The sequence below is a fragment of the Myxacorys sp. genome (assembly GCF_059501405.1).
The window spans coordinates 45225-61649 of the sequence record NZ_JCACCM010000164.1 but is presented as its reverse complement, the minus strand read 5'-3'; the positions used below and the strand labels follow the sequence as shown (position 1 = coordinate 61649).

The following is a 16425-nucleotide window of genomic DNA, read 5'->3' as shown; positions in this document are numbered from 1 at the left end:
TGCTGAGTCTCTGGTTTCTTGAGGGCGTATGGCGCAGTTCTCGACTTACGATCGCGCAAACGATCGCCGCGATTCTCCGCTCTTCTGGCTGTTAGTGCTGGCAGGGTCGCTTGTTTTACATTTAGCAGTGTTGTTACTTGGACGGTGGTACCTTACCCAAACATCCAGATCTCAAGTCGCAGGATCGTCAAAGGCGATTGAATTTGTAGAAGTCGATCCGAACGCTTCTATCTCCAGATCGCAAGCGATCGCACCATCTAATACGGAAGCGAAGAGTTCTTCGTTGCCGCAAAATGCTTCTCCTCCAAGAGACACTGCTGAACCGTCTTCAACTGCGTCAATTCAAAGTTTTACAGCGTCCCCGCCGCCGGTTCGCTCACGCCCAAGTTCTTCTCCTCAGCCTCTAGCACCCGTCACTCAACCTACTCAACAAGGAGTGCCAGAAACGCCTTCTAACAGACCGCAATCTACTAATCCAGAACCAGATCGAGAAGAGTCCCGTCCGTCTCCCACGCCCTCTACTAATCCCTCCACGCGACCCGCTCCGCCAAGTTCTGAAGGATCGTCAACCAGTCCGCTCCCCAATGCGCAATCCCCCTCTCGTCCGTCTACTCCAGACTCACAGGCAGGTGGAAACTCGAATCCAGCTACGTCTACTCCAGACTCGCGCCCATCTGACCCTTCTACCCCAGAAGTGCCAGACACAGCCGCTTCAGGAACTCCATTGCCTCCTGTAAATTCTTCTTCAGGTCAGCAACCTCTGCCAAGCGGCGCACAGACGTATCAAGGGCAGATCGTTGGTCAGCTTGCAATCCCGGCCTCGGCGCGCCAAACGAGTGCAAAAAGCGCCGCCTTAATCAGTTCCCTTCAGTCATTTGACATTGAGCCGAGTCAAATTGATGCTGCTCGTGATCTTAGAGGCGAGACTGTTTTGGAATTACTAGTCAACTTTTCAATTGATAATGAAACTGGGGAGTTTTTGCGGATTAATCAGATTCAGGACGATAGCCCCAGCTTATTGAGGCGCCCTGAGCTTGATCGAAGTCGGCTTAAGGAAATTGCTAGAAATGTACTTGAGGGAACACAGTACAAGGTTGTTGTAGAGCCTGGGCCTAATGGCAATATTTCTCCTGAATCGGATTGGGAGATTTTGTTACGCATCAATATCACCCCTGCTTCTTAACGTCACGCAATGCCCCAACGTTTTCGCCAGCTTGAGGTTGATTCTGCGGTTGACGATCGCTGCTCTTGGGCGCGTCGTTCTAAAATTTTTTCCGCCGAATCGTTCAACGTTGGATCGCGATAGGGAATCGCCGCACAAGTGTGCAAATGTTCTTGTTCCATCTGCGATAACGGTTGTAGCGATGAGTTTTGGCTCAGTGCGCCCACAGTTCCGTGCGCCCAGTCGTGCCGTAGATGCGATCGCTCTAGAGGAATCGTACCTATCTGAAACCCTGCTTCAATCAGAGCCGAGCGGACTGCCGCCGATCGCGAGTAGGTCGAAAGCAGCCCGGTTGAGCCTAAACAGGTAGCAACAGCCTGAAAAAATTCAACTGTCCAAAGCTGGGGGCATCGACGAGGAGAAAACGGATCAAAAAAGATTGCGTCCGCCTGAAACTTCCTCTGGCGGATGGTTTGAATAGATTGTCGAGCATCTCCAATTAGCAATCGCGCCTCTAGATGCGATCGCACACAGACATGATGCGTTGCCAGTGCCGTTAACACATTCTGAACAGTCGCTGACCACGGCTGAAGTAACGCTGGAGCCACTGCGCTCTTGGGAACCGTTGCATCTAATTCCAACCCATAAAGCTCAACTTGACAGGTCGGATTCACCGTCCAAATCACCTCTAACGCCGCCGCCGTGTTGTAACCCAAGCCATAGCAGACATCCAGCAGTTTAAGGCGGTTGGATTGGGCTTTCTGAGCCAGCCGAGTCGCCTCGGCAAATTTCTCAAAGGCTTCGGCTTTTGCCCCTTGATGACTGTGAAACGCTTCCCCAAATTCTTCGGAAAAGAAGGTGTAGGAGCCATCCTGCGTGAGTTGAGGAATCCAAAGCATTAGGAGATATGAGGGCTGCTTGTCGCGTTCCGATAGAGTGACGGAAGTTAAGTGTTACGGAAACAATGATATCGTCATGAACAAAATACCAGATTGCTTCAATGTGACTTTCCAACGATTTAGAAAACGATAGGATCTGCGTGAGAGTGACTGCCGTAAAACGAAGTCCTGTTTCCTCAGTCATTGCGTTGAGAATGGGGAATTCTGGCCGTTTGCCCATCTTGAATGATCAGCTTGATAGAGCGATCGCGAATTTTTATAGGCTGAAAGGTACTGGAACTCTTAATGTTTTGCTTGAATCAAGACAGTCAAGGCAATTGAGCGCAATAACACCTTAATTTCTCAAGTACAACAGCGGGGGATGTGGTCATCAGACTCACTGATTCGCCAGATTTCAAACCTTGGCAGGAGAACAATAAATCGGAACACTCACTCAACAGAAACGGTACAATCAGGGTTTGACGTTCCGGAGACCCCAATGCCTACCCTTGGTGTCAATATTGATCACATCGCCACCATTCGCCAAGCCCGCCGGACGGTGGAGCCTGATCCGGTTGCAGCTGCCGTTCTTGCCGAACTTGCCGGAGCTGATGGCATTACTGTTCACCTGCGCGAAGATCGGCGGCACATTCAAGATCGCGATGTGCGAATTTTGCGGCAAACCGTCCGCACTCACCTTAATTTGGAAATGGCAGCGACCGATGAAATGGTCGCGATCGCACTCGACATTCAGCCCGATTATGTCACTCTCGTTCCTGAAAATCGCGCCGAAGTCACCACAGAAGGCGGATTGGATGTGGCGGGAGCGCGCGATCGCATGGCTCATATTGTCAGCCAATTGCAAGATGCAGACATTCCGGTGAGTCTGTTTATTGATGCAGATTCAAACCAAATTGAAGCATCCGCTGCCAGTGGAGCAAAATTCATCGAACTGCACACCGGACAGTACGCTGAGGCAAAGACTGAACGCGATCGCGAGAAAGAATTGCAGATTTTGAAAGAAGGCTGCGATCGCGCCCTTCAAACCGGATTACGCATCAACGCCGGACACGGACTCACGTATTGGAACGTTTACCCTGTTGCATGTCTCCCTGGCATGGAAGAATTGAATATTGGACATACGATCATCAGTCGTGCCGCACTAGTCGGGTTGGAACGCGCCGTGCGAGACATGAAACACGCCATTCAAGGAGACCTTTAAAATGACAACTTACTACTACGTCTTAGCTAGCCAAAAATTCATGTTGGAAGAAGAGCCGACCTATGAAGTGTTGAAAGAGCGGACACGAAATTACGGAGAGCAAGAAAAAGAGATTGACTTCTGGCTGGTGAAGCAACCTGCCTTTCTAGAAGCGCCAGAAATGGCACCAATCAAAGCCGAATGTCCGAAACCAGCCGCCGCTATTATCTCGACCGATAAAACATTTATTACATGGCTTAAGCTGCGGCTAGAATATGTCATCACTGGAGAATTCCAACCTTCGGACACCATTCCGCAGCCGTTGGCCTCTCTAGAAACTGTTTCTTAAGCCCCCTTTAAACCGTCATGAGTCAGCTTAACTGCCGAAGTACCATAAAGCGACTTGCAGCCGCACAATTGGCTTTGCCAAGCTCCAGAGGAGCGCTAAGCATTTTTCTTGCGAGTGCTGGAGTCTTAATGTCTGCTCGAAGCGGACTTGCTCAAGCCTATCCGACCTGTCAACCGCCGCGATCGGATGAGTACTTGGTACTGGTGGTGAGCCAATCTGCCGACGCCCAGGCAAAAGTGCGTAGCACGCTCTCCAACAACGCAGATTCAACGATTTGCAACTACTTTCAAGACACCGTGACGCGGGTCGGTGGGTTCCGCAGTGCAGAATCCGCCACCTCTTGGGCAAATTACTTTAGTGGAACCGTTGGTTTGTCTGCGTTTGTGGCTCGTCCTTCTACTGGTGGAGCAATCAATGCTCAGCAACCGTGGGGCACACCGCCCAGCGGCTATTCAGGGGATTCCAGCGCTAATTCTACGTACAACCCACAACTCTTAGGAGGGGGTTATGCGGTGATTGTGCAGTACTACAATCGCCCGGAAGTGGCAGCACAGGTAAGCCAGACCTTGAATCGGCAGATCGGTCTGGCTTCTTACGGACAACGGCCTTTTCTGTTAGCGGCTCACACGACGGATCAACGCATTGCGGATTCTATCGTGCGATCGCTGAGCGAGCGAGGCTTCAATGCTACGGTGGTCGATAGCCGTCAGGTCGTATTGCTCAAGCCATCTGTGAGCTTGTCAGGAATTGGGGGGAGCTAATCGATGAGTCGCGCAAGGAACGGCGGGAGATTAAAATTGTGCCGCTCTCTCGGCTATGACAACCCCTAATTGGTGTTCCGTCAAGCTTTAAAGAATCGCGGCCCAACGACCGCTAAACCACCATTGCCCCGCAATCGAAATGGCCACTCCTAAAAGCGATCCGACGATCACTTGAAAAGGCGTGTGACCCAACAGTTCTTTCAAGCGATCTTCAGTAAATTGGTGTTCGCCCTGGAAAAACTCGTCAATAATCTGATTCAAAATCCGAGCTTGTTTTCCTGCCGCTTGGCGCACGCCTGCCGCATCGTACATCACCACAAAGGCAAGGATCGTTGCGATCGCAAACTCTGTACTGCCCCATCCGTCCGTTAGCCCCACTCCAGTTGCTAACGCCGTCACTAGTGCAGAATGGGAACTTGGCATTCCCCCGGTTTCTACTAGCACGCGGAAATTGATCTTGCGATGTCGAACCAATTCGACAATTAATTTCGCCGCTTGAGTAGAAAGGCACGCAACGAGGGCAATCAGCAGCACCTGATTATTGAGAATGTCGCCAAAGTCCTGCATAGAAGGGAAGAGAGGGATGAGGGATAAATACAGAGTGTGCTGGAGAAAATGCTTGAATGCTGGAAGAGACTGAAATTACACGTTCATCTCTCATCCTCATCTCTCCATCAATTGGTTCGAGCCGTGATAAAGTCTGCGATCGCCATCAGCGGATAGGCTTTTTCGCCGTAGGGAGACACGTCTGACTTTGCCTGTTCAACCAGCTTTTGGGCTTGTTTACACGACTCATCGACGCCCCATAGCTTAGGGTAAGTTGCTTTCTCAGCGCAAACATCCTTGCCCGCCGTTTTGCCCAGTTCTTCAGACGATGAGGTGATGTCCAACACGTCATCTACGATCTGGAAGGCAAGCCCGATCGCCTGTGAATAGCGGGATAATCGCTGTACATCCTCATCAGACGCACCTGCAATAATGGCACCGCTTACTACAGAGGTTTCCAATAGGGCCGCCGTTTTGTGGGTGTGAATGAAATTCAGGGTCTCTATCGTAACGTCTTTTGCTCCTTCGCAGTCGAGATCGACGACTTGACCCCCAACAAGCCCCGCTGCACCGACTGCCCGGCCAAGACGAGCAATCACTTTCATTAATCGATCAGCAGGGACGTTGTGAGTTTCTTCGGCAATGTGTTCAAAGGCGTAGGCCAACAGTCCGTCTCCTGCCAAAATCGCAACGGCTTCGTTAAACACCTTGTGGTTAGTCAGTTTGCCGCGCCGATAATCGTCGTTATCCATGGCGGGCAGGTCATCGTGAATCAGAGACATGGTATGGATCATCTCCAGCGCACAGGCAGTGGGCATGGCCATCTCCATTGTGCCGCCTGCAAGTTCGCAGGTGGCGAGACAAAGAATCGGGCGTAAGCGCTTTCCGCCTGCTAGGAGAGAATAACGCATCGACTCATAAATCCGTTCAGGATAGATAACCGGGAGACTGCGATCGAGTGCCGCTTCAACGAGTTGCTGCCGTGCGGCTAAATAGGCCTTCAGATCGAAGGATTTGGCTTTATTAGTTTGGGTCTCACTGGTTGCTATCATGCGGATTGCCTCTAACGATTTTAAAGGGATGAAGAATGAGGGTGAATTGAAGAGGTTTAGCGTTCATTACGGCTTAAATTCAACGCTTGTCCCTGGGTGCGGAGCCTTGCCGCGGGTGTTCTTAAAATTTTTGCGAGTAACTCCATACAGTATTGTGCAACAGCATGGTCACAGTCATCGCACCAACTCCACCCGGAACAGGAGTGAGGTAGCGTGCGATCGCTTGCACTGCACTAAAATCGACATCTCCAACGAGGCGACTTTTGCCTGCTTCATCAGTGATGCGGTTGATGCCTACATCTACCACAACTGCGCCCGGTTTTACCATGTTGGCAGTGATCAGATTTTGGCGACCGACAGCGGCAATTAGAATGTCGGCACTGCGGCACAGTGCGGCAAGATCGTGCGATCGCGAGTGCGCGATCGTCACGGTGGCATCGGCTTCTAAGAGCATCATCGCGATTGGTTTGCCGACTAAAATGCTTCGACCGACGACAACGGCTTGCTTGCCTTGCAGGTCAATGTTGTACTCCTCTAAAAGCCGCATCACGCCTGCGGGCGTACAGCTTCGTAACCCCGGTTCTCCGCGCACAAGACGACCGAGGTTCATGGGATGCAAGCCATCTGCGTCTTTATCAGGATGGATCTGATTGAGCAGTGCCACGCTATCGAGATGGTCGGGCAGGGGAAGCTGAACGAGAATGCCATCCACGCGATCGTCACGGTTGAGAGTCTGGATCACTTGCTCTAGTTCTGCTTGCGTAGTGTCAGTAGGAAAGTGAGTGCCGAAGGACACAATTCCAACCGCTTCGCAAGCGCGTTCTTTGTTGCGTACATAGGCAGCACTGGCTGGGTTGTCTCCTACCATCAAAACAGCCAAACCTGGAGCGCGCCCGTGCTTAGCTTGCAAGGTTTTCACCTGTTCTGTTAGCTCCGCTTGCATTCGCAGAGCTAAAGCTTTTCCATCTAGTAATTGAGCGACAGAAGACATAAGGTGCGCAACGACAACAGCACAACGAAAGACATCTCAGCAAAAAATGCTGAGAAACAATTGACACTAGAAAGACTTTTCTTACAATGAGTATGCAATAGTTCTAATGCCGTTTGCCCTTCGTTTGACAAACTTTTCTTAGTTTCGCAGATTCGGGCGATCTTATGGCAAAAAGACGATAGAAGCTTATCTCGACTCTCAATTTCCCCTACCCTGAGTCAGCGATCATGCGTCTCCCTCCTTTGATCCTTCATCAGAGTCTCGGTTTACTCTGTTTCGCTAGTTTGGTGAGTTGCACAGGTTCTACGGCTCCTGGAACGGTTTCGCCAGGAGAGCGAATGTTATCGGTGTTTGATTTTGGCAACATTACAAAGGTTCGTGATATTGGGAAAAATAAAAGACATTTCTCGGTGCATGTGCGGGGTGTGGTTGGGGCGCAAGCTCCGTTGATGGGTGGTGTTCGTGCCTATGAGTTGAAGGATGAGACGGGCAGCATCTGGATTGTCACGACAAATCAGATTCCGATGCAAGGCACACCGATCGTGGTGAAGGGAACGGTTCGCTTGCAGCAAATTCAAGTCGGTGGACAAGATCAGAGCACGGTGTATTTAGAACAGCGGAAGGTGGAAAGTAGCTCGTAATTGCAACCGCGACCCTTTAATCAAGAGGGCTTTTCTGTTCTGCTTTAGAGGTTCGGGCGAGTCTCAATGAGGTCAGATCAACCAAGCCAACGAGCCTCTTGCAAGCATAGAGAAGCTTTTGCTTGAAATGCAAGAAGCGTTGGTGCAAACCCGACAAGCAGTAATTAACGCGATCGCAGACCAAAAGTTTGCTCAGCAGCAATTCGATCAGGCTATTGCAGAGGCAACAAAATTGCAAAGACGGGAGCGACCTGCTCCAGAAAAGGCAGCTTGCAATACGACATAATTATAGAGATTTGTCGGGAAACGAAAGATAAACGACTATTTACTTGTTTTATTTGACGACAAATCTAATTTCTGTCGGTTCCTGGCAACTTAACCCACCATGCCTTTCGATCCTACATTTACTGATCGGTTGCGTCAGAGCCGCGATCGCTTATTCACTTATCTTGATCACTTCGCTCAAGCCACGATTTTAGTGGTGGGTGACTTAACGCTAGATGAATTTCTTACGGGACGGGTCGAACGAGTCTCGCGCGAGGCTCCAGTTCTGATCTTGCGTCACGAAGAAACGCAACAAGTTCCCGGCGGCGGAGCAAATTCGATTTACAACTTTGCAAAGCTAGGAGCAACCGTAAAAGCCGTTGGATTACTGGGAAAAGATTTACAAGGGCAAGCACTACAGCAACTTCTTGAAACCGTTGGTGTGAATACAGACGGAATTTTTCTTGATCCGGATCGTCCAACGGTAACGAAAACTCGAATTTCGGGTCATGCCAGGCAATCTGTGACTCAACAAATTGTTAGAGTCGATCGCAAATCCGATGCGCTGCCAAGCCCAGAGCTTCAGCAACAGTTAGCCCAATACATTTTTGAACAAATTCATACTGTAGATGCGATCGTCTGCTCAGATTACGGCGATGGAACGTTAACCAAACCCGTGATCGAGGCGACGCTGAAGCATTCTCGCACGATCATTGATTCTCAAAAACAGATGCCTCAGTATCAGAAAGCGTTTATCTTCACCCCCAATCTACCAGAGGCAGAACTTGCGGTGGGCTATTCGATTACAGATACCCAAACACTATCTCAGGCAGGGCGCGATCTGCTGCGGCTCACTGGAGCAGAACACATTCTAATCACGCGCGGCGAACAGGGCATGACACTGTTTGACCAAAAGGGAACGCAACAGCATATCCCCGCGTTTAATCGCACTAAGGTGTTTGATGTTACGGGAGCCGGGGACACCGTGGTAGCAGCGCTGACATTAGGGTTAAGCGCGGGAGCGACAGTATGGGAAGCGGCAGTGTTGGGTAACTTGGCAGCAAGTATTGTTGTGCGGCAATTTGGCACGACAACGACAGATGCGATCTCCATCAAAACCGCGCTAGAAACCCTTTTAGCTGAACTGAGCGAGTTGCTGTAAGAACTGCTGCTCCTACCCTATTTCTATCCACAGCGAGAAGATAATTTATTGATTTTGCTTCAATCTAAAACTCCATTCGTTCTAGGGCGGCTTTCATGGAAACCTATGATGTGGTGATTATTGGCGCAGGGCACAATGGATTGGTTTGTGCGGCTTACTTGCTTAAGGCGGGTTACCGCGTGTTGCTTTTAGAGAAGCGATCCGTTCCGGGAGGAGCCGCAACCACAGAAGAGGTGTTACCCGAAGATGCACCTGGGTTTAAGTTTAATCTGTGCGCCATTGATCATGAATTCATTCATCTAGGCCCAGTCGTCGAGGAATTAGAACTGGCTAAGTATGGGCTAGAGTATTTGTTCTGCGATCCTGTCGTTTTCTGTCCCCATCCTGACGGAAAGTATTTTCTAGGACATCGCTCGGTTGAAAAAACTTGTGCCGAGATTGCCCGCTACAGCCCGCGCGATGCAGAGCGCTATGCTCAGTTCACTCAGTATTGGCAGCAGGTGCTGAACGCAATGTCCCCCATGTTCAATGCCCCGCCTAAATCAATCATTGATATTGCGGGCAACTATAACCTCAAGAAAATTCGAGATCTGGTTTCTGTTGTGGGATCGCCCATCAAGACCCTGGATCTGATTCGCACCATGCTCAACAGCGCAGAAGATGTCGTCAACGAATGGTTTGATTCAGAATTTCTCAAAGCTCCGCTGGCACGACTGGCAGCCGAGCTAGGTGCGCCACCCTCTCAAAAAATGCTAGGCATCGGCATGATCATGATGGCAATGCGGCACAATCCTGGTATGGCAAGACCCAAAGGGGGCACAGGGGCACTGGTTCAGGCGTTGCTCAATCTGGTCAAGACATTAGGCGGCGTGATCTTAACCGATCAGCAGGTGAAGCAAGTGCTGATCGATGATGGTCGTGCTGTGGGTGTCCGTACCGCGAATGGTAAGGAGTACCGAGCGACCAAAGGCGTAATCTCAAATATCGATGCTCAGCGCGTGTTCTTGCACCTACTGAACCCCGCCGAGGTCGATGCTGCCGATCCGACGTTGCGTGAGCATCTAGAGCGCCGGATTGTCAACAACAATGAAACGATTCTCAAAATTGACCTGGCGATGTCAGAGCCACTGAAATTTGAGCAATACAATCATCGCGATGAATACTTAATTGGTTCAGTGCTGATTGCAGATTCGGTGCGGCACGTGGAAAAATCGCACACTGATCCGAGCCAAGGCATCATCCCAGACGACGATCCATCAATGTATGTCGTACAACCAACGATGCTTGATCCCTCAATGGCTCCAGACGGTAAACACACAGTTTGGATCGAGTTCTTTGCGCCCTACAAGATTGCTGGATTGGAAGGGACAGGCAAACACGGGACAGGTTGGACAGACGAGATCAAGAATCAGGTTGCCGATCGCTGCATTGACAAACTGGCTCAGTATGCGCCGAATGTAAAGCGGTCAACGATCGCGCGGCGGGTAGAAAGCCCGGCGGAATTGGGAGAGCGATTAGGGGCAGTCAATGGCAACTACTATCACATTGATATGACTTTAGACCAAATGATCTTTTTCCGTCCTCTACCCGAAATCGCCAACTACAAAACGCCGATCGAGGGGCTGTTTCTGACAGGAGCTGGAACCCATCCCGGCGGGTCAATTTCAGGGATGCCGGGACGCAACTGCGCGCGTGTCTTTCTGCACACGCAGCAACCCGTCACACAGAGGTTGCGCGATGCTAAAGAATCAGTGCAATCTACAATTTCTTCTCTGTTCCGTCGTTCCTAGGATGATGGGATTTCTAAAGATTCTGTTTGCGCCAGTACGATTAGCGCTAGGCATAACTCCGCCGGAATCGCACTCAGCGTCATGATTCAGCTTGCCTAGATTCGTTTTGCAATCGCGCTAATTCCACTGTCAGCGTTTCTTCTAGCGTTTCAATCACCGTCTGTGGATCAACCGCTTGTTGCATCGCCTCTGCCTCCGGATCGTAGCGATCGCTGACCTCCGGTAAATCTTGTCGGAGTTCCTCTACTAGGGCAATCACTTTTGCAATTTTCTGCTCAGCCAAAAGGTTCAGTTGTAAGCTGAGTTGAGCGCGTTGTTCAGCTAAATACTCTTGCCGACTTTGCCGCACTAACACGCCAGCCGTCATCAGCAGCGAGACAATGCTAATCGTTTTGTCGAGTCCCTCAAACGGTGGGGGATCAAAGTGAGGAATGCCCCACGCGGCAGGCAAAAGATTGGGAAGTAGCCAAAGCGCGATCGCAGCCATCAGTCCGTATAAAAAAGCAGGACGCCCAAAAAAACCAGTGATGAGTTCAACTCTACGTTGATGAGGGGCAACATCTCGTTCTGCTTTGGTTTGCAGCGCAATAATCGTCTGGATGGTTTCACCAATTGGATCGGGGAGGGGAGCCGTTGGAAGAATGTTTCGCGGGGCGGCGCGGCGACCAAACATAGAGAAGCCTTTTCTAGTTGCCATGTTTAATAATAACGACCAAAAGATACGCCCTTAAGGTAAGCCTCGATCGAGCTATGCCGCTAGAAGCCTAAGGCTGAACTTTACGATCGCTAGAGACAAGCTGCGAGGGACTTGAGATCGAGAAGTTGACACTGCCGCAGAAAATCTCACCGAGTACTTATTTGCCGAAAAAAGCCTTGATCTGATCAAAAATCGTTTATCACGACAAAGGCATCCCCAATCGTAGGAATGCCGAAAAGTTGAATCGCCGCCGTAGAATTTTTCTGATAACGTCAAGCTCTTCGCCGTCCTCCCGTCCGACGCGATCGGCTGAGGTCATACTCAAGCGCCGCACCAATGCCAAACAAAACAGCACTAAACACCCAAAATACTTCTAGCAATCCGCCACTTTGATAGTCAGGGTAGCCCGGAAACAGAGGACTGGTCGCGTACTTCAGCCACATATCAGCAATGTAAAGCGAGAACGCTGCCGCCGCAATCATTCGCCACGATTGCGAGAATCGCCCGCCCCAGAAGGCAAGCAACAACGTCGTTGCAATAATAATGATAAACACATCGGCAATGACGTAGAAGTAATTGACAAAGGCTTTCAGAGGTTTGAGCCCGTCTTCGATCGCGTTCACCCATTCTGGTACAGGTTGTTTAAGCTCCTCTGCTTTAGAAGGAATCTTTGGAGCCACCCCACCAGACGGACTCGGCAGCGGGCTGAGTTGTGGCGCAGGACTTGAGCTAGGCGTGACGGATACTCTCGGAGAGGCTAGAGTGCTAGGTTTTGGTGACGCCACAACAGGTTTTTGAGGCTTCACCGGAGCCGTTTGTGCCGAAACTGGAGCGATGCCAAATAGATCGGCTTGAGGAGCATCCTGAGCATTGCCCGCGATCGTAATCGAAGTTGCCAGCGCAATATTCACAGCGGCAATCCCAGCAACAACACCCCACTGCCATAGTTCTAAATTGAGGCGACGATCGGCGAATGCCATGACCATTCCCCAACCCAGACAAAGGTAAGTGAGAATGTAAAAGAAATCGCCCGGAGAGACATCAGGCTCTTGGTTGAATCCGACTTCCCACACAGTAAATAAAATGCTGCCAAGCACATAGAACAGCATTCCTAACCCAATGCCCAGCCAAACTCGACGACCACTCACAATCTGTGGACTCAGCCAATTTCTAAAACACAAGATAGCGGCTGAGGCAAACGCCGCAATTTCAAACACGGCGGTTCCCAAGAGGTACCAACTTTCGCGGTCTTTGCCAGGATCAGCAACACTAAACAACAGAAAAAATAGCAGGGCTAAGACCGCCCAAATGATTTCTGCAAACACAATCGTTTGCACCGATGCAAATTTGGTCGCAGATTTTCCTAGTGAACTACTCATACGTTGATTTTCAATAGAACAAGGGGAATGGGTTTGGGTGAGTCCTAGCGTAAAAACAGCTATCCCTTAAATGAACTGTTTGTCACTACTGCCATAACTTACCGACGGGCGATTGGCGCATCCAATTTAGAAACTGAGTGCGATCGCTCGGTGATAAATCTTGCAGAGCCTCTAAAATGCGGGATACAAAAGGAGACTTACCAAAATAGGATTTGCTGAGACGATGCAGCTCTTGCAGCAGCACACTCAAATGCTTATCTTGCCAAACAGGAGTTTGCTGACTGTTGAGTGGGTCAACAGTCAGCAGATGTTTGATTGCCTCTGGAGTCTCTGCTTCAGGAAATCGCCCTTTCGAGAAGACATCTGCCATTTCTTTCTGAAAGGTTGCCGCTTGCTTGGTACCCATAAAATCTTCGATATCGATATACACCGCTTGCAGCATCAGCAGACAGGCTTGAGTAAATACGGTGGGTGTCACCCCTCCAACAACACCGCTAGGGGCTGCTTCGTTGCCTAACTGATCGAGGCGAATTTTGCCCCAAACACTATAGCGTTCTGGTTCTTCTAATAAAACGCAGGCTTTCCCTTGGTTATCGGTTAGCTCGCGCCAAAATGCCCTTGCCTCTTCCTCTTGGTTGGCTTGGAACACACTGATAAGTCGAAAGGTCTGCCCCTGATAGGACAGAATCGGAACTTTTTGATCACGTTTAGGATGTTGAATGCTGGTGATTTCAACATCCTGCCGTTTCAGGATGAACATAAAACAGCTAGAGGAGGGGTATGGGATTGCGAGACACGATCCCCGTAAACAGTTGCCATTATGCCTGCGATCGTTGGAATTGACGCGGCAATTCAGTCATTGGACTCAGCAGCGTGTCATTGCACACATGTTTCAGAACAAATGTCTCACACCTTTGAATTCCCTTTTTCTAGCGCTCGATTTACATACGCCTTATAAAATCCGAGCCATCTTGTAGATTAAGACTTGTAGATTGAGAGATGTTAAGTTTTCTATTTTCACTCCAAAAATTCTTCTCAAAGGGAGGCTCTGTCATTGGTGTTCTGTCTACCCTGGTTTCCAATTCCTCCAGAGCCGTCTATTATATTTAAATACATTTCCCCTTGGGTACTTAGCTCAGTGGATAGAGCAACCGCCTTCTAAGCGGTCGGTCACAGGTTCGAACCCTGTAGTACCCGTTGATGAGAAAAAATTAATTACAGAAAATTTAAGCTTAAAGAACCTTGAGTTTAGAGAAACCTTGACTTTAGTAGAAGTTCTGCGGTTTCGTGAGACACTGCTGATATTTTGAAAGAACGGATTGAGGCGAATTCCATCACAATGAGTCATGGGTAGGTCATGAATGAGTCATGGTGTCCTGAAGAGGAGGTTAGAATTCGTAGTTTGTAAGGGAGGAATTTGCGTTGTGGCACAAAGCAACGACATCGCCCGTCATGAAATTTGAGATGAGGAAAGCATGAACTTCTTTGATGTACCACACCTACAGCAAACGATCGAGTACTTAGGGTTCTGGGACGGTTTGTTTGTCATTTTGGGGATTATCTTTGCAGAGTCTGGGTTGCTGATAGGGTTTTTCTTGCCGGGAGACAGCCTGCTGTTTGTTTTGGCGTTACGCTCCTCGGCCACTTTTTGGGACAAATTCTGCCTGCCGAGCAACTCGACAAGTACCCCTTGCCGATTATCCTAATGATTATTGTTGTCTCATTATTGCCGTCTGTTTTTCATATCTACCAAGACCGACAATCTAACCGACCTTGAAACATCGCTCTAGCTACTGGCAGATTCTTCCCTACGTGCGCCCTCAGTGGAAAACCATTGCACAAGCGATGGCCTGTACTCTGGTCTTTACGGCGACGTGGCCCATTTTGGCATGGCTGGCTCAGCAGATGTCTGAGTTGATCGCGGCGGGAAAAGTGAGTGCCGTGGCTCAACTAGCAGGTTTCGCTGCCCTAGTTTGGGGGAGCCAAAAGCTGGTTCAGTACGGACAGGATACGCTGATGGCAAAGGCGGCGTTATCCATTGCGCTGCAACTGCGGCAACAGGCGTATGCCCATATTCAACAGTTGAGTCTGAGCTATTTTGAAACGGCGCAAACAGGGGATTTGGCGTATCGACTGACGGAGGATGTTGATCGCATCGGCGAAGTGATCAATAAGGTGTTTCATCAGTTTGTGCCAAACGTGCTGCGGTTGGTGATCATGCTGATTTACATGGTGATTCTCAACTGGCAGTTAACGCTTGCAACGCTAATTGTGGCTCCCCTAATGGCGTTTCTGATTGCCTGGTTTGGTGAGAAACTGCGATCGCTCTCTTACCGGAGCCAAAATCGGGTTTCGGATCTGTCGGCACTGCTGATTGAGATGTTTAGCGGGATTCGGCTCGTTCAGGCGTTTGCGGCAGAAGACTACTCGATTGAGCGGTTTAATCATGCGGCGAGGCGCAATTGGCAAGCCAAATATGGAACCGAGCGGCTTAGAGCGATTCAATACCCAGTGGTGGGCTTTTTAGAAGCGTTGAGTATGCTGTCGCTGTTGATGGTCGGCGGGATTCAGATCGCTCAAGGCAACTTAACCGGAAGTGGCTTTATTAGCTACATTGTGGCAGTGGTGATTTTGTTTGAGCCGATCGCGACGGTGACCAATAATTACAACGAGTTTAAGCAGGGAGAAGCCTCGGTCGATCGCATCTTTGAGTTGCTCAACTTAAAGCCTTCTATTGTCGAAAAACCGAACGCTTCCTCACTCCCGTCTGTCAATGGCAAAGTTGAATTTGATCAGGTCAGTTTTGCCTATCAAATTGGCAGACCTGTATTGCAAGATTTAAATTTGCGGGTGCTGCCAGGAGAAATGGTGGCGTTGGTTGGAACTTCTGGAGCCGGAAAAACTACGCTCGTCAATTTAATTCCTCGCTTTTACGATCCGCAAGCGGGAGAAATTCGGGTAGACGGCATTGACATCCGAGATATTTCGCTCAAAAGTTTGCGACGGCAGATCGGGATCGTGCCGCAAGAAACGACTTTGTTTACGGGCACGATCGCGCAAAACATCGCGTTTGGACAGGCTAAATTTGACCTAGAGGTGGTGAAGGAAGCCGCGAAGATTGCCAATGCTCATCAATTCATTAGTCAGTTTCCCGACGGCTATAACACCTGGGTCGGTGAGCGCGGCGTGAATTTGTCGGGCGGACAACGGCAACGACTCGCGATCGCACGAGCCGTCTTGCTTAATCCCCGCATTCTGATTCTCGATGAAGCCACGTCTGCGCTCGATTCTGAATCTGAGGCGCTGGTACAAGAAGCCCTAGAACGCATTATGGAGAGCCGAACAGTTTTCATTATTGCCCATCGATTGGCAACAGTACGGCGGGTTGATCGGATTTTGGTATTAGAAAAAGGCCGGGTAGTTGAATCTGGCACGCATCAGGAACTGATTGCCGAAGGTGGAAGATACGCAGGGTTTTACGCTCAGCAGTTTAGTTGAATTAGAAAATTCAGCTTGGCAGCAGATTTAATTCATTCGCTGCCAAGCTGAAGA

At 49.8% G+C, this 16425-nt stretch carries 17 protein-coding genes and 1 tRNA gene; 11 read left to right on the top strand and 7 right to left on the bottom strand.

The window, feature by feature from the left end; translation table 11 throughout:
- Positions 1-28: 28 nt before the first annotated feature.
- Complete coding sequence (locus AC5I6P_RS23180; RefSeq protein ID WP_495696129.1) at positions 29-1183, top strand: hypothetical protein; 1155 nt, start codon at positions 29-31, stop codon at positions 1181-1183.
- Between the two features lie 2 nt (positions 1184-1185).
- Here AC5I6P_RS23180 and AC5I6P_RS23175 read toward each other — a convergent pair whose 3' ends face one another.
- Positions 1186-2061 carry a tRNA (5-methylaminomethyl-2-thiouridine)(34)-methyltransferase MnmD gene (locus tag AC5I6P_RS23175; protein WP_495696128.1) on the bottom strand — a complete coding sequence of 292 codons (876 nt, stop codon included), beginning with the start codon at positions 2059-2061 and terminating at the stop codon, positions 1186-1188.
- A 478-nt stretch (positions 2062-2539) separates the two neighbouring features.
- On the opposite strand from AC5I6P_RS23175, the gene AC5I6P_RS23170 reads away from it, so the two are divergent.
- Genes AC5I6P_RS23170 through AC5I6P_RS23160 form a run of 3 tightly spaced genes read left to right on the top strand, consistent with a single transcriptional unit; the run spans position 2540 to position 4351 of the window.
- Complete coding sequence (locus tag AC5I6P_RS23170) at positions 2540-3262, top strand: pyridoxine 5'-phosphate synthase (RefSeq protein ID WP_495696127.1); 723 nt, start codon at positions 2540-2542, stop codon at positions 3260-3262.
- A gap of 1 nt (position 3263) precedes the next feature.
- Positions 3264-3590 (top strand): MgPME-cyclase complex family protein, encoded by a 327-nt coding sequence (locus AC5I6P_RS23165; protein ID WP_495696126.1) that lies wholly within the window; start codon positions 3264-3266, stop codon positions 3588-3590.
- 17 nt (positions 3591-3607) lie between these two features.
- Complete coding sequence (locus tag AC5I6P_RS23160; RefSeq protein ID WP_495696125.1) at positions 3608-4351, top strand: hypothetical protein; 744 nt, start codon at positions 3608-3610, stop codon at positions 4349-4351.
- 87 nt (positions 4352-4438) lie between these two features.
- Here the strand turns inward: AC5I6P_RS23160 and AC5I6P_RS23155 are convergent, their stop codons facing one another.
- The 3 genes from AC5I6P_RS23155 to folD all read right to left on the bottom strand — a co-directional run bounded on the left by AC5I6P_RS23155 (position 4439) and on the right by folD (position 6940).
- A complete protein-coding gene (locus AC5I6P_RS23155; protein ID WP_495696124.1) occupies positions 4439-4918 on the bottom strand; it encodes a divergent PAP2 family protein in 480 nt (159 codons plus the stop codon).
- A 107-nt stretch (positions 4919-5025) separates the two neighbouring features.
- Entirely contained in the window at positions 5026-5949 is a 924-nt protein-coding gene (gene crtE / locus AC5I6P_RS23150; protein ID WP_495696123.1) for a geranylgeranyl diphosphate synthase CrtE, read from the bottom strand.
- Positions 5950-6070: 121 nt separating this feature from the next.
- On the bottom strand, positions 6071-6940 hold the full coding sequence (folD, locus tag AC5I6P_RS23145; RefSeq protein WP_495696122.1) for a bifunctional methylenetetrahydrofolate dehydrogenase/methenyltetrahydrofolate cyclohydrolase FolD: 870 nt from the start codon (positions 6938-6940) through the stop codon (positions 6071-6073).
- A 227-nt stretch (positions 6941-7167) separates the two neighbouring features.
- Here folD and AC5I6P_RS23140 point away from each other — a divergent pair, with 227 nt between their 5' ends.
- The 4 genes from AC5I6P_RS23140 to crtO all read left to right on the top strand — a co-directional run bounded on the left by AC5I6P_RS23140 (position 7168) and on the right by crtO (position 10797).
- Positions 7168-7581 carry a hypothetical protein gene (locus AC5I6P_RS23140; RefSeq protein ID WP_495696121.1) on the top strand — a complete coding sequence of 138 codons (414 nt, stop codon included), beginning with the start codon at positions 7168-7170 and terminating at the stop codon, positions 7579-7581.
- Between the two features lie 118 nt (positions 7582-7699).
- Positions 7700-7867, top strand: coding sequence for a hypothetical protein (locus tag AC5I6P_RS23135; RefSeq protein ID WP_495696120.1), 168 nt, complete (start codon positions 7700-7702; stop codon positions 7865-7867).
- A 99-nt stretch (positions 7868-7966) separates the two neighbouring features.
- Positions 7967-9007, top strand: coding sequence for a bifunctional heptose 7-phosphate kinase/heptose 1-phosphate adenyltransferase (locus tag AC5I6P_RS23130; RefSeq protein WP_495696119.1), 1041 nt, complete (start codon positions 7967-7969; stop codon positions 9005-9007).
- Between the two features lie 95 nt (positions 9008-9102).
- The gene (crtO, locus tag AC5I6P_RS23125) at positions 9103-10797 is read left to right on the top strand and encodes a beta-carotene ketolase CrtO (protein ID WP_495696118.1); all 1695 of its coding nucleotides are present in this window, start codon (positions 9103-9105) and stop codon (positions 10795-10797) included.
- 79 nt (positions 10798-10876) lie between these two features.
- Here the strand turns inward: crtO and AC5I6P_RS23120 are convergent, their stop codons facing one another.
- From AC5I6P_RS23120 to AC5I6P_RS23110, 3 genes are all read right to left on the bottom strand, one after another.
- Entirely contained in the window at positions 10877-11494 is a 618-nt protein-coding gene (locus AC5I6P_RS23120) for a DUF1003 domain-containing protein (protein ID WP_495696117.1), read from the bottom strand.
- A 272-nt stretch (positions 11495-11766) separates the two neighbouring features.
- Positions 11767-12873, bottom strand: a complete 1107-nt coding sequence (locus AC5I6P_RS23115) for a hypothetical protein (protein ID WP_495696116.1) — start codon at positions 12871-12873, stop codon at positions 11767-11769.
- 85 nt (positions 12874-12958) lie between these two features.
- On the bottom strand, positions 12959-13633 hold the full coding sequence (locus AC5I6P_RS23110) for an Npun_F0813 family protein (RefSeq protein WP_495696115.1): 675 nt from the start codon (positions 13631-13633) through the stop codon (positions 12959-12961).
- 364 nt (positions 13634-13997) lie between these two features.
- Between AC5I6P_RS23110 and AC5I6P_RS23105 the strand changes: the two genes are divergently transcribed.
- From AC5I6P_RS23105 to AC5I6P_RS23095, 3 genes are all read left to right on the top strand, one after another.
- Positions 13998-14070 (top strand) — tRNA-Arg (locus tag AC5I6P_RS23105).
- Between the two features lie 278 nt (positions 14071-14348).
- Positions 14349-14579 carry a hypothetical protein gene (locus AC5I6P_RS23100; protein WP_495696114.1) on the top strand — a complete coding sequence of 77 codons (231 nt, stop codon included), beginning with the start codon at positions 14349-14351 and terminating at the stop codon, positions 14577-14579.
- A gap of 67 nt (positions 14580-14646) precedes the next feature.
- Positions 14647-16371, top strand: a complete 1725-nt coding sequence (locus AC5I6P_RS23095) for an ABC transporter ATP-binding protein (RefSeq protein ID WP_495696113.1) — start codon at positions 14647-14649, stop codon at positions 16369-16371.
- The last annotated feature ends 54 nt before the right edge of the window (positions 16372-16425 follow it).